We start from the raw sequence: 13125 nt of genomic DNA, 5'->3' as shown, positions 1-13125 counted from the left end.
GCCACCCGTCATCCCACCCTCTCATCCCCCGCGGGTGAACCGTCCGCCGCTCTCTGCCTCTACCGGATTTCCAATAAGGAGCCTGCCATGAGCATCGACACCCTGAAGAGCGCGCTGCCTGACTATGCGCGCGACCTGAAGCTGAACCTGTCCAGCCTCGCCGACGAGGAGACCCTGACCCAGCAGCAGCTGTGGGGCACCTTCCTCGCCTCCGCGATTGCCTCGCGCAATGCCGAGGTGATTGCCGCCATCGAGGCGCAGGCAGCTGAGAAGCTGTCGCCGGAGGCGCTGACTGCCGCGCGGTCTGCTGCCGCGATCATGGGCATGAACAACATCTACTATCGCTTCGTGCACCTCTCCTCGAACGAGGAGTATCACACCATGCCGGCGCGCCTGCGCATGAACGTGATCGGCAAGCCCGGCGTGGAGAAGGCGGATTTCGAGCTGTGGAGCCTGGCGGTTTCCGCCATCAATGGCTGCGGCATGTGCATCGATTCGCACGAGCGCGAGCTGCTGAAGCACGGCCTGAAGAGCGAGGCCATCCAGGCGTCGATCCGCATCGCCGCCGTGGTTCATGCGGTTGCAGTCACCCTTGAAGCGGAGGCTGTCAGCGCGCAAGTAAATAAGGCGCAGGAGGCCGCCTGATCCAGGTCATCATCGGCCATCCCCCCAGGGGCATCCTCGCCAACCGGAAGGAGAGTTCGGATGGGCACGAGTACGGAAATCGACATCGGCATCAGCAAGAAGGACCGCAAGGCGATTGCGGACGGGCTGTCCCGGCTGCTCGCGGATACCTACACGCTGTATCTGAAGACGCATAATTTCCACTGGAACGTGACCGGGCGCATGTTCAACACGCTGCACCTCATGTTCGAGGAGCAGTACAACGCCCTGGCGCTGGCGGTGGACGAGATTGCCGAGCGTATCCGTGCCCTCGGTTTCCCGGCGCCGGGCAGCTATTCGCAGTATGCGAAGCTGTCCAGCGTGAAGGAAGAGACCGGCGTTCCCTCCGCCGAGGAGATGATCGCCCAGCTGGTGAAGGACCAGGAGGCGGTGGTGCGCACCGCGCGCGAGTTGCTGCCGCTGGCCGACAAGGCCGGCGACGAACCGACGGTCGATCTGCTGACCCAGCGCATGCAGACGCATGAGAAGACCGCCTGGATGCTGCGCAGCCTGTTGCAGTAATCCTCCGCGAATAGTCTCGCACAGGGCGCCGGACCGTCTTAAATAGTCCGGCGCCCTTTTTGCGTCCGCTCAAGGAAAGAATCCCAATGGCGAGTGTCGAACTGTTCTTTGCCGGCCTGCCGATGATCTGGATCGGCGTCATCGCCAGCCTTGCGGCGGGCGCGGCGACCGGTGTCGGCGCCTTGCCGGTCTTCGCCGTTACCACCATCTCGCAGCGCACCCAGGACATGCTGCTGGGCTATGCGGCGGGTATCATGCTGGCGGCGGCCTGCTTCTCGCTGATCCTGCAGGGCGTGGATATCGGCGCGGAGCAGTATGGCAGCGCGCTGGCCGGCGTCGTTGTGGTCACGCTGGGCATGATGATCGGCGCTTACGGCCTCTATGTCGTGCACCGGTTCCTGCCGCATGAGCACATGATCAAAGGGCCGGAAAATGTCGATGCCGTCGAAATCCGTCGGGTCTGGCTGTTCGTGCTGGCCATCACCTTCCACAATTTCCCGGAAGGTCTGGCGGTCGGCGTCGGATTCGGCGGCGGCGATATTTCCAACGGGCTGTCACTGACCAGCGGCATCTTCATCCAGAACCTGCCGGAAGGCTTCATCGTGGCGCTGGTCATGCTGGGCCTCGGCTACAGCCGCGCAGTGGCCATCGGCATCGCGCTGCTGACTGGCGTGGTGGAGGTGTTCGGCGGCTTCATTGGCGCCGGCCTCGTCAGCGTCGTGGAGCCGGCGCTGCCCTGGGCGCTGGCGGCGGCGGCAGGGGCGATGATCTTCGTCATCAGCCATGAGGTCATCCCCGAGACCCACCGCAATGGCTATGAGACGCCGGCGACCTTCGCGCTGATGGCCGGGTTCGTGACCATGATGCTGCTGGACGTTGTCATCTAGCGACGCTTAGCCAGCCGCGTCTCGCGGTGCCAGATGAACAGGTTGGAGCCGATGACCACGGCGGCGCCGGCCAGCATGGTCGCGTTCGGGACATCGCCCCAGAACAGATAGCCGAAGATCGCCGCCCACAGCAGGTTGATGAAGCGGAAGGGCGCGATCAGTGCCGCCTCGGCGAAGCGATAGGCGGTGATCAGCAGGAAATGCGCCGAGGCCAACAGGATGCTGGTGGCGGCCAGCAGCAGCGTCAGCTGGCTGTCCAGCGGCACCCAGCCCAGCGGCCAGGTGGCGAGGCCGGACAGGGTGACGCAGAAGGTCGTCACCAGCAGCGTACCGGAGGTGGTCTCGGTCGCCATCAGCTTGCGGGTGACGATGTCGCGCACGGCGCCCGTGCAGGCACCGCACAGCGGCAGCAGCACGATCCAGCCAAGCTCCCCGGTGAAGGCGGCCTGTGGGCGGACCATCAGCAGCACGCCGCCGAAGCCGATCAGCACAGCACTCCAGCGCCGCCAGCCCACCCGCTCGCCCAGGAAGAACGGTGCCAGTGCGGTGGTGAAGAGCGGCCCGGCGAAACCGATGGCCACTACATCGGCCAGCGGCAGGTATTTCACCGAGTAGAAGAAGAAATAGGAGCCGGCGACCACAAGCGAGCCGCGCAGCAGCTGCGCCTTCCAGCGGCCCACGCGCAGCGTGCGCCAGCCACCGGTCAGGCAGGCCAGCAGGCAGATGAAGGGTATGGCGAAGCCGCCGCGCACGAACAGCGCCTCGCCGACCGGCAGGAAGGCCGACAGCCATTTCATGATGGCGTCGTTGAAGGTGATGATCGCCGTGCCGCCGACGGTCAGTCCGATGCCCTTGCCCGGTGCTGTCGAGACCGAGACAGGCCGTACCGGCGGCGCCGACTGCGCGGTCGGCGAACTGGGCAGCGGAATGGCCGAGGGCCTATCGTCTCTGTCGGGCAAGGGTGATCTCCCGGCGGAAGATGAACAGCCCGCTGCCGATCACCACGGCGGCACCGATCCATTGCCAGATATCCGGCACATAGCCCCAGATCGCGAAGCCGATGACAGCACCCCAGATCAGCTGGGTGTACTTGAACGGCACCACGAGGCCGGCCTCGGCCAGGCGCAGGCTCTCGATAACCAGATAATGCGCCAGCACCATGCAGCAGGCAGCCGCTACCATGATCGCCAGATGCGAAGGCTCGGGCATGATCCAGTCGCCGGCGAAGGCGGTCGGCACGCTGGTCAGCGTGACCATCACCGTGGTGACCATCAGGATCGAGGCGGAGGTCTCGGTCGCGCTCATCTTGCGGGTCAGGATGTCGCGCACCGCGCCGACGAAGGCGGCGATGATCGGCAGGGTGGCGAAGATCAGCACGATGTCGCCGCCTGGCCGCATCATGATCAGCATGCCGGCAAAGCCGACCAGCACGGCCGTCCAGCGCCGCCAGCCGACCCGCTCGCCCAGCAGCGGCACCGCCAGCGCGGTGACGAACAGCGGAGCGACGAAGGACAGGCTGATGGCGGTCGCCAGCGGCAGATGGTGCAGCGCGTGGTTATAGATGAAGGCCGCCAGCCAGAACAGGAAGCCGCGGGCAAGCTGCGCCTTCCAGCTGTTCACCCGCAGCGACTCGCGGCCGAACAGCCGGCGCATCGTCAGATAGACCAGCACGATGGCAACGCAGCCGCGGATGAACATGACCTGGCCGACCGGCACGCCGTCGGTCGTCAGCCATTTCATCGCGGTGTCGTTCAGCGTGATGATCGCCGATCCGGTGATCATGCACAGGATGCCCTTCACCGCGTTGGGAAGGGCGCCCGAATCCGGGGAGGGGGTGGGGGAGGACATGGCACCCCCTTAGCGCATCGCCTCCATCACGCGTCGGCAGAAACCGTCGAAGCCCGGCTTGGCGATCCAGCGCACCACGGCGACGAGGTCGTGCGTCGGGTCCATCCAGATGATCGAATTGCCGGCGCCGACCGCAAAGAAGCTGGTCTCCGGCGCGCTGGGATATTGCTTCCGGTCGGTGTTCAGCCACCACATATAGCCGTAGATCGGCTGCAGGTCGCAGGGCTGCAGCGAGGCGTCGATCCAGCTCTCCGGCAGGATTTCCGTGCCGCTCCACTTGCCCTTGTTGGCCATCAGCAGGCCGACGCGGGCATGGTCGCGCGAGCCGATCATCATGCCGCCGCCCCAGTGGCCGCCGCCGGAGACGGACTGCACCTGCTTGCCGCCGATCTCGACATAGGAATTGCGGTAGCCATGCCATTCCCAGTCCTGCGAGGCGCCGATCGGGTCCATCACCTCGCGCTTCAGCACGGCAGGCAGGCCTTCGCCCAGCACGCGCAGCAGGGCCAGCGACAGCCGGTTCACGCGGATGTCGTTATATTCCCAGAAGCTGCCCGGCTTCTGCAGGTCGCGGTGGGTGCCCTTCTTGGAATTGGCACCCTCGCTGGTCAGGTCGCGGTGGCGGTCCAGCAGGTCCGGCTTGTCCCACAGCGTGCCTTCCCATTCGCTGGTCTGCTGCAGCAGATGATGCCAGGTGATGTCGCGGTTCTGCTCCGACTCGAAGCCGCCATCCTTCACCAGCTCGCGGATCGGGGCGTGGATGTCCTTGATCAGCCCCTTCTTCACGGCAAGGCCGGCGCAGATCGACAGGTAGCTCTTGGAGACCGAGAAGGTCATGTCGGCGCGGCTGGTATCGCCCCATTCGGCGACGATGCGCCCGCCCTTCAGGATCAGGCCGTTCGGCCCCGTGCGCTCGCGCACCGGCCCCAGGATCTCGTTATAGGGCGGCGGCTCGAAATGGCCCTCGGTCAGCACCTTCATGATGTCGCGGTCCCAGCCGGTCTCGTGCGAGATGGCGTGATCGACGGCGGCCTGAAGGGCCGTGGCATCGAAACCGGCAGCCGCCGGCTCCTGCCGTTCCCAGTCGGAACCGGCAGCCGGAAAATAGGTCTTGGTCATGGTTTGGGCGTTTCTTTTTTTGAAGGTTGAGTGACGATTCGAGGTCAGTTTAGCCGGTCAACGGTGCGATAGGCCATAGGGGCCAGCTCATCCGCGCTGCGATTGTTCCAGTCCAGCTTGGAGACCTTCTTCAGGGAGCGCTTCTGCGCCTCCTCCAGTGCCTCGGAGGCAGTCTGCAGATCGATGGTCAGGCACTTGCCGTCCTGCACCACCTGTCGTCCATCGACGAACACATCGTTCACCGCGCGGTCGCCGGCGACATAGACCAGGCTGCGCACCGGCTCACGCAGCGGCATCATCGCCGGGTGCTTGGCGTCCAGCAGCACGATATCGGCCTTGAAGCCGGGCGCGATGCCGCCGATGTCCGGCTGGCGCAGGGCCTTGGCACCGCCCAGCGTGGCGGCGTTGAACACGTCGGAGGTGTTCAGGTCGTCCACACTCTCGCCGATGACGCGGGCATACATGGCGACGCAGCGCATCTCCTCCAGGAAATTATGCGGATAGGTGTCGGTGCCGATGCCCATATTCACGCCGGCCCGGATATAGCCGCCGAAGGTGCGCAGCGTGATGCCGCGCCGGGCGAACACGGTCGGGCAGTGCGCCACGGTCGAGCCGCTGTCGGCCAGCAGGCCCAGATCCTTGCGCGTCGTCCAGTGCAGCCAGGGATGATGGTCGAGGAAGATGCCGTGGCCGATGATCGAATGCTCGCCCAGCGCGCCGATGGACTCCATCCACTGGATCGGCGTCAGCCCGTGGCGGCGCTGCATCTCCAGGAATTCGGTCACCGCCTGCGCGGCGTGGATCTGGAACGGCAGGTTCTTCTCCACCGCATAGTCGAAGCTGTCGCGGATCAGCTCCGGCGTGCAGGTGTCGATCTGCGCCGGGCAGACCATGCCGGACAGCCGGCCGGACGGGTGCTGGTTGGCAAGGTCGATGATCCGCCGTGCCTTCTCGAAGCCCTTGCGGCCATTCTCCGGGTTCCAGTCATATTTCAGCTCGTGCCCGTCGGTCGTGTACCAGCGCGCGTCGCGGTACATCGGCGCGACCACGGCGCGGATGCCACTGTCGGCCAGCGTGTCGAGCCACCCCTCGAAGGCAATCGACAGGTCGGCCACGGTGGTGCAGCCGCTCATCAGCAGCTCCGCCATCGCCACCTGCATGCAGGCCTGATAGCCGTCGGGATCGTTCTCGAAGACAGTCAGGTACTCGTACAGCGAGGAATGCCAGAAGCCGGGGCTGCGGGTCTCGTCGGTGATGCCCTTGCGCAGCGGCTCGCTGGTCGGGTGCGAATGGGCATTGACCATGCCCGGCATGACGACACGGTTGCGGCCGTCGATCTCGCGGTCTGCCTTGCCCTCGTAGCCCTTGCCGACATGGGTGATGCGGTTGCCCTCGAAGGCGACGTCGGCATCGCGCAGATAGACATGCTCGCCCTTCGCCTTGTCGAAGGCCACGACCCAGTCGGCATTGCGGATTAAGGTGGTTTCGGTCATCGCGATGGCATCCCTGAAATGTAACTCTTGCTATCAAGTTGGCCGCAGAACGGCCCGGCAGGCAAGGGGGAATTTCCCAGCGGCCATTGACTTCGCGGGCGCGACGGGGCACCTAACGCCCACGTTTCGAAACGCCCTTATGAGTTCCATGACCGAGTTCGCCGACACCGTGTCGCGGCGCCGGACCTTCGCGATCATCGCGCATCCGGACGCCGGCAAGACCACGCTGACCGAAAAGCTGCTGCTGTTCGGCGGCGCCATCCAGCTTGCGGGTGCCGTGAAGGCGCGCGGTGACGCGCGGCGTGCGCGCTCCGACTGGATGAAGGTGGAGAAGGAGCGGGGCATCTCGGTCACCGTCTCGGTGATGACCTTCGACTATGAGAACCGCACCTTCAACCTGCTCGACACGCCGGGCCATGAGGATTTCAGCGAGGACACCTACCGCACGCTGACGGCGGTGGATTCGGCTGTCATGGTGATCGACGCCGCCAAGGGCATCGAGGAGCAGACCCGCAAGCTGTTCGAGGTCTGCCGCCTGCGCAACGTGCCGATCATCACCTTCATCAACAAGATGGACCGCGAGGCGCGCGATCCGTTCGAGCTGCTGTCGCAGATTGAGGACGAACTGCAGCTGCATGTCACACCGGCCTCCTGGCCGATCGGCATGGGGCCGGGCTTCCTTGGCTGCTATGACCTGATGAAGGACCGGCTGGTGCTGATGCCGAAGAGCCGCAGTTCGCTGGCCGGCGAGACCACGACATGCGACGGGCTGGACGATCCGAAGATCGACCAGCTGCTGCCGTCCCATGCGGCGGCGGAGCTGCGCGAGCAGGTGGAGATGGCGCGCGGGCTGATGCCGGAATTCGATCTGGAAATGTACCGCGAGGGGCATCTGACCCCGGTCTATTTCGGCAGTGCGGTGAACAGCTTTGGCGTGCGCGAGCTGCTGGACGGGCTGGCCGAGCTGGCGCCGCCGCCGCGCCCGCAGCCGGCGGTCGGCCGCAATATCGACCCGCTGGAGGACAAGGTTAGCGGCTTCGTGTTCAAGATTCAGGCGAACATGGACCCGAAGCACCGCGACCGCATCGCCTTCTTCCGGCTGGCCTCGGGCCATTTCAAGCGCGGCATGAAGCTGAAGCATGTGCGTACCGACAAGCAGGTGAACCTGCACAATCCGCTGCTGTTCCTGGCGCAGGACCGCGAGATCGCGGAGGAGGCGGTGGCCGGCGACATCATCGGCATCCCGAACCATGGCAATCTGCGCATCGGCGACGCGCTGACCGAGGGCGAGCCGATCCAGTTCACCGGCATTCCCAGCTTCGCGCCGGAAATGCTGCAGCGGGTGCGCCCGGAAGACCCGATGAAGGCGAAGCATCTGGGGGCCGCACTGATTCAGCTGGCGGAGGAGGGGGCGGCCCGCGTGTTCAAGCCGAACCTCGATTCCGGCTGGATTGTCGGCGTGGTCGGCGTACTGCAGTTCGACGTGCTGGCCGACCGCATCCGCACCGAATACGGCATCCCGGTAAAGTTCGAGCAGACCCAGTACATCACCGCGCGCTGGATCGAATCGGATGATCCCGTGCTGCTGAAGAAGTTCCGCGATGCCAACGGCTCGACCCTGGCGGAGGATCATGACGGCGATCCCGTCTTCCTCGCGCGCAACAACTGGCACCTCGACACCGCCATTGAGCAGAACCCCAAGCTGCGCTTCCTGAAGACGAAAGAGAAGTTGGCTTAGGGGTTCTTAATACCGCGGGAGGCGCAAAGTCGGCGCAGCTTCCCCAGACTGTCATTCCCGGGCTTGTCCCGGGAATCCAGGATTCAGCCTACTCGGGCGGGCATCCAGCAAGCTGAAGCCTGGACCCCCGCAACAAGTGCGGGGGTGACGGGCGGAGTATATGGCGTGTGATGGGCGGGGGCGGGGGAGAGGGAAACTCTACTCCGCGGCCGCCTGCGCGCGGCGCTGCTGCGTGGCGGCCTCGTCCACGGCGAAATTGTCGTTCAGGACCACGCCATAGTCGCGCTCGGCTGCCTCGCGGGAGACGAAGCCGGCCAGCACGTCCGCCGCAACCTCCGCCGCTGGCCGCTCATAGGGGCGTCCGAAGCCGCCGCCGCCCGGCATCTCCAGCACCAGCGTCTCCCCGGCGGGGATCGGCTGGCGGCCCTTCGGCTTCATGCCGGTGCCGGTCCCGCGCTGGTACATCTTGCCGACCTGCCCCTCGGCGCCGCCCTTGCGGCCACGCGGCGGGTGGATCATGCGATCGAACATGGAGGAAATGGCGAAGGGCGCGCCCTCGGCATGGGAGATCACCATGACCTGCCCGGTGCCGCCGCGATAGCGCCCGGCGCCACCGGAATCGGTCCGGTATTCCTTCTTCCAGACGATCAGCGGGGCGACCGTCTCGTTGATCTCCACCGGAGTGTTGCGCACGCCGGACGGGAAGGCGGTGGCCGAGAGGCCATCCTTTCCGGGCCGCGCGCCGGTGCCGCCGGTATGGAACAGGTTCACCGCGAACGGCGTGGCCTTACCGTAATCGGCATCGCCGACCAGCCCATGGCCGCCCAGCAGCATCGGGTTCCACAGGCAGGAGGTACCTTCCGCCGGCACATCGCCGATCACCTGCTCCAGGCAGCCCAGCACCACATCCGGCAGCATCTGGCCGATGGCGTGGCGCGCGGCGACGGCGCAGGGATGTGGCGCGTTCAGGATGGAGCCTTCCGTCGCGGTGACGCGAACCGGCTCCAGCGAGCCGGCATTGTTCGGCACCTTGCCGCCGATCATGCAGCGCACGCCGAAGCTGGCATAGGCCTGGGTATAGGTCAGCGGCACGTTGATGCCGTAGGTGGAGACCGGCGAGGTGCCATCGAAATCGACATCGATGCCGTCCTCGCCGACCTTCATGGTGGCGACGATGTCGATCGGCTTGTCATAGCCGTCGATGCGCATGGCGTTCTTGTAGGTGCCGGCCTTCAGCGCGCGGATTTCCTCCAGCATTGCCGCCCGGCTGTGCTCAATGATGTGCTCGCCCAGCGGGTCGATGCTGTCCAGGCTGAATTCCCGCATCATGTCCACCAGCCGGCGGCTGCCGGTCTCGTTGCAGGCGGCCAGCGAATAGAGATCGCCTTCGACCTGCACCGGTTCGCGTACATTGGCGCGCACGATCTGCAGCAGCGACTCGTTCATCGTGCCGGCATGGGCCAGATGCATGATCGGGATGTTGATGCCTTCCTCATAGACCTGCCGGCCATCGGCGCCGAAGCCGCGCCCGCCGACATCGACGACATGGCTGGTGGAGGCGAACAGCGCAACGATCTTCCCGTCCTTGAAGGTGGGCGTAACGACGGTGAAATCGTGCAGATGGCCGGTGCCGAGCCAGGGGTCGTTGGTGACGAAGACGTCGCCTTCCTTCATCGTTTCCGCCGGGAACCGCTCCAGGAAGAAACCGACCGAGGCGGCCATCGCGTTCACATGGCCGGGCGTGCCGGTAACGGCCTGCGCCAGCATGCGGCCGCGCGTGTCGAACACGCCGGCTGACAAATCGCCGGCCTCGCGCACGGAGGTGGAGAAGGCGGTGCGGATCAGGGCCTGCGCCTGTTCCTCGACAACCGAGAGCAGGCGGTTCCACATGATCTGCAGATGGATCTGGTCGAGGGCGGAATTCCGGGTCATCGCGATGTCCTTCCTCAGGCGGCCGTCTTGCGGACGAGAACAATATACTCCAGCTCGTTGATCAGCGCATCGAAGCTGGAGGAGACGACGGTGGTGGTCTGTTCCTCGGCGATCAGCGCCGGGCCGGGAATGCGCATGCCGGGCTTCAGGTCGGGCCGCCAGTAGATGCCGGCCTCGACATGGTCGGTCTTCACCGGATCGAAGATCGGCTTGCGCGATTTCGGTTCCGGAGCCGGCAGGCTCTCCACCGGCATCGGCACGGTCGCGGGCTTCTCCACCTTGGTGCTGACGGTCAGCGTCCAGCTCAGGATCTCGATATCGAGATTGGGGATGGTCCGGCCATACAGCGCCGCATAGGCTTTGGCGAACACATCGGCCATATGCTGCGCGTCGGCCTGCGTCAGGTCGCGCACCGGCACATCGACGGCGATCTCGTGGCCCTGGCCGACATAGCGCATATAGGCCTGTCGGATTTCCACCAGTTCCGCCTTCGGCGCGCCCTCGCGCACGATGGCCAGCGCCTCCTCCTGCATCTCCTTCAGCGTCGCGTTGGCGATGGAGGCGTCGAATTGCGACAGCTTCATGTGCCGGCTGCGCACCACCTCATAGGCGACGGGGGCCTTCAGGAAGCCCAGCGCCGAGCCGACACCGGCCCCGGTCGGGATGATGACGCGGTCGATCTCCAGCTTCTCCGCCAGCCGTGCGGCGTGCAGCGGGGCGGCACCGCCGAAGGCGATCATCGCGCGCTTGGCGATGTCCTTGCCCCATTCGATGGCGTGCACGCGCGCCGCGTTGGCCATGTTCTCGTCCACCACCTCGGCGATGCCGAAGGCGGCCAGCGCGTCGGAGAGGTTCAGCTTCGCGCCGATCTCTGTCGCCATCGCCGCCTTGGACGCATCGGGGGCCAGGCTGACCGAGCCGCCGGCGAAGACATCGGGGTCGATGCGGCCCATCACCACATCGGCGTCGGTCACGGTGGGCTGCGTGCCGCCCCGTCCATAGCAGGCCGGGCCGGGGACGGAGCCGGCGGATTCCGGGCCGACGGTGATGCGCTTCATCGTATCGACATGGGCGATGGAGCCGCCGCCGGCGCCGATCTCCACCATCTCGATGACCGGAATGCGGATGGGCAGGCCGCTGCCCTTCATGAAGCGATAGACGCGGTCCACCTCGAAGGTGCGCGAGGCCAGCGGCTGCGCTTTGTCGATCAGGCACAGCTTCGCCGTGGTGCCGCCCATATCGTAGGACACCACTTCGTCGAGCCCGCATTCGGCGGCGATGCGGCTGGCCAGGATGGCGCCGCCGGCCGGGCCGGATTCGACCAGCCGGATCGGGAATTTCATCGCCGTTTCCAGCGCCGTCAGACCGCCGCCGGAGGTGATCATGAAGAACGGGCAGCCATAGCCCAGATCGTGCAGCTGCGCCTTCAGCCGGGCGAGGTAGCTGGCCATCAGCGGCTGCACATAGGCGTTGGCGCAGGTGGTCGATTGCCGCTCATACTCGCGCACTTCCGGGCAGACCTCGGAGGACAGCGTATAGGACAGGTCGGGCAGGGCCTCGCGCAGGATATCCGCCGTGCGCTGCTCATGCGCCGGGTTGGCGTAGGCATGGATGAAGCCGATGGCGATGCTCTCCACGCCTTCCCGCTTCAGCACCGGGATCAGGTCGCGCACGGACTGCTCGTCCAGCGGGATCAGCGCCTCGCCCTTCACATTCAGCCGCTCGCGCACCGGCAGGCGCAGATGGCGCGGCACCAGCGGCTTCGGCCGGTCGATATTGATGTCGTACTGCTCGAACCGGTTCTCGTAGGCCATCTCCACGGAATCGCGGAAGCCCTCGGTGGTCAGCAGCGCGGTCTTCGCACCCTTGCGCTCGATCAGCGCATTGGTCGCCAGTGTCGTGCCATGGATGATGATCGACACGTCGGACGGCGCGATGACGGCCTGTTCGATCACCTTGGCGATGCCGGTCAGCACGCCTTCCTCCGGGGCTGCCGGCGTGGTCAGCACCTTGGTCGTCACCAGCCGGCCGCCAACCTCCAGCGCCACATCGGTGAAGGTGCCGCCGATATCGACGGCGAGACGCGCACCAGCGGATGAGCCAGCGGGAGAGGAAGCAGTCATGAAGGCACTCCATTCGGGCGGGCCGGAAAGGGAAGGAACGGCACGCTACAATCGCCCCCGGAGTTGTGCAACATTGATGACAACTTTGGTCATACGCCACGCGAAAAGGAGACGAGATGGCGCTGCAGGGCACCGGCATGCTGATCGTGGGAACCGACATTCCCGCCGCTTGGGAAGAGGAGTTCAACCGCTGGTACGACCGCGAGCATATTGCGGAGCGGGTGGGAATTCCGGGCTTCCTGTCGGCGCGGCGCTATATCGCCGTCTCGGCCAGCCCGAAATATATCTCCTTCTACGAGACGGAGGATTTCGCCGTCCTCTCCAGTCCGTCCTACAAGCAGATGCTGGCGAACCAGACCGACTGGTCGAAGAAGGTGATGGCGAATTTCCAGAATGTGAAGCGCCAGGTCGCCCGCACGACCGCCGGCCTTGGCGCCGGCCTTGGCGGGGCTGCCGCCGTGATCCGGCTGCGCCCGGCGGACAATGATTCCGCCACGGCGCGCGAGGCGCTGAAGGTGGTTCTGGCGGACCTTGTGACGAAGGATGGCACGCTGGCCGCCCATATCATGGAAAGCGACCCGGAACTGTCCAAGCCGCTGGCCGAGCACAAGGACGCGCCGAAAGACGCGCCGGAAGCGAAGGACTGGATCGTGCTGGTCGATACCACCTCGGCGGAGGTCGCCGCTGCCGCCGCCAAGGCGGTTTCATCGGCCAGCCTGCCGGGGCTGAAAGCCATCGACAGCGGCACCTACGCGCTGATGTGGATACTCGGCAAGCCGGAGCTTTAGCGGCTTTCCCTC

11 protein-coding genes are annotated in these 13125 nt (G+C 65.7%); 5 read left to right on the top strand and 6 right to left on the bottom strand.

Going from position 1 to position 13125, the window contains the following annotated elements; all coding sequences use genetic code 11:
* Positions 1-87: 87 nt before the first annotated feature.
* From P24_RS08530 to P24_RS08520, 3 genes are all read left to right on the top strand, one after another.
* Positions 88-645: a carboxymuconolactone decarboxylase family protein gene (locus P24_RS08530; RefSeq protein ID WP_008944304.1), complete on the top strand. Its 558-nt coding sequence runs from the start codon at positions 88-90 to the stop codon at positions 643-645.
* 60 nt (positions 646-705) lie between these two features.
* Positions 706-1185 carry a Dps family protein gene (locus tag P24_RS08525; protein WP_008944303.1) on the top strand — a complete coding sequence of 160 codons (480 nt, stop codon included), beginning with the start codon at positions 706-708 and terminating at the stop codon, positions 1183-1185.
* Positions 1186-1271: 86 nt separating this feature from the next.
* A complete protein-coding gene (locus P24_RS08520; RefSeq protein ID WP_008944302.1) occupies positions 1272-2072 on the top strand; it encodes a ZIP family metal transporter in 801 nt (266 codons plus the stop codon).
* On the opposite strand, the gene P24_RS08515 is transcribed toward P24_RS08520, so the two are convergent.
* The 4 genes from P24_RS08515 to P24_RS08500 are packed head-to-tail and all read right to left on the bottom strand — an operon-like array spanning position 2069 to position 6532.
* A complete protein-coding gene (locus tag P24_RS08515) occupies positions 2069-3031 on the bottom strand; it encodes a DMT family transporter (RefSeq protein WP_008944301.1) in 963 nt (320 codons plus the stop codon). The two genes, P24_RS08520 and P24_RS08515, sit on opposite strands and share 4 nt — an antisense overlap.
* Complete coding sequence (locus tag P24_RS08510) at positions 3012-3920, bottom strand: DMT family transporter (protein WP_008944300.1); 909 nt, start codon at positions 3918-3920, stop codon at positions 3012-3014. Before P24_RS08510 ends, P24_RS08515 begins: the two co-directional genes overlap by 20 nt.
* A 9-nt stretch (positions 3921-3929) precedes the next feature.
* On the bottom strand, positions 3930-5039 hold the full coding sequence (locus P24_RS08505) for a serine hydrolase domain-containing protein (RefSeq protein WP_008944299.1): 1110 nt from the start codon (positions 5037-5039) through the stop codon (positions 3930-3932).
* A 44-nt stretch (positions 5040-5083) separates the two neighbouring features.
* Positions 5084-6532 (bottom strand): amidohydrolase family protein, encoded by a 1449-nt coding sequence (locus P24_RS08500; RefSeq protein WP_008944298.1) that lies wholly within the window; start codon positions 6530-6532, stop codon positions 5084-5086.
* A gap of 148 nt (positions 6533-6680) precedes the next feature.
* On the opposite strand from P24_RS08500, the gene P24_RS08495 reads away from it, so the two are divergent.
* Entirely contained in the window at positions 6681-8270 is a 1590-nt protein-coding gene (locus P24_RS08495) for a peptide chain release factor 3 (RefSeq protein ID WP_040707135.1), read from the top strand.
* A 198-nt stretch (positions 8271-8468) separates the two neighbouring features.
* On the opposite strand, the gene P24_RS08490 is transcribed toward P24_RS08495, so the two are convergent.
* Complete coding sequence (locus P24_RS08490) at positions 8469-10202, bottom strand: hydantoinase B/oxoprolinase family protein (RefSeq protein ID WP_008944296.1); 1734 nt, start codon at positions 10200-10202, stop codon at positions 8469-8471.
* A 14-nt stretch (positions 10203-10216) separates the two neighbouring features.
* Positions 10217-12325, bottom strand: a complete 2109-nt coding sequence (locus tag P24_RS08485; RefSeq protein WP_008944295.1) for a hydantoinase/oxoprolinase family protein — start codon at positions 12323-12325, stop codon at positions 10217-10219.
* 116 nt (positions 12326-12441) lie between these two features.
* On the opposite strand from P24_RS08485, the gene P24_RS08480 reads away from it, so the two are divergent.
* Entirely contained in the window at positions 12442-13113 is a 672-nt protein-coding gene (locus P24_RS08480; RefSeq protein WP_008944294.1) for a DUF4286 family protein, read from the top strand.
* The last annotated feature ends 12 nt before the right edge of the window (positions 13114-13125 follow it).

It is taken from the genome of Oceanibaculum indicum P24 (assembly GCF_000299935.1).
Taxonomy (GTDB): Bacteria; Pseudomonadota; Alphaproteobacteria; order Oceanibaculales; family Oceanibaculaceae; genus Oceanibaculum; species Oceanibaculum indicum.
Note: the sequence above shows the minus strand (reverse complement) of the source record. Positions and strands in the feature narration are given on the sequence as shown.